Source organism: Polaromonas sp. P1_G2 (assembly GCF_056405515.1).
The window spans coordinates 1-476 of record NZ_JBFUBY010001043.1 but is presented as its reverse complement, the minus strand read 5'-3'; the positions used below and the strand labels follow the sequence as shown (position 1 = coordinate 476).

Here is a 476-nt window from a genome sequence, read left to right as displayed (position 1 = left end):
GCCCATGCCCAATCGGCGCCGTTTTCTGTGGCCGATCATGGCGACACTGCTGGTGATTGGCTGGAGTTCCGGTTTCGTCGGCATACGCTATGCGAGCGAGGAAGCAAGCGTGCCGCTACTCCTGTTCTGGCGAACGCTTTTGTCGGGGGTGATCCTGTTGCCCTTTGCTCTCACCGTAGGTCCGCGCATGCGCCTGCGAAGCGTGCTGGAGCAGATGGTGTTCGGCGTCATGTCGGTGTTTCTCTATCTGGGTGGCTTTGCCCTGGCGATCGAACAGCGCGTGCCGACCGGATTGGTGGCGCTGATTTCCGACCTGCTGCCGCTGGCGATCGCATGCCTGTCRCAACCCGTGCTGGGCGAAAAGCTGAGCCGGCGGCAATGGTTGGGAACGGTGATTGCAGTGGCTGGCGTGCTACTCGTGTCGTTCGATAGCCTGAGCTTCGGCAAGGCGCCGGCATGGGCCTATGGCGTTACGG

The 476-nt window shown here is 62.1% G+C and carries 1 protein-coding gene; it reads left to right on the top strand.

Annotated elements, in window-relative coordinates:
• Positions 1 to 37 precede the first annotated feature (37 nt).
• Positions 38 to 476, top strand: a 439-nt coding sequence (locus tag AC1D0P_RS28970; RefSeq protein WP_477679889.1) for a DMT family transporter, incomplete at its 3' end; no start/stop codon positions are given.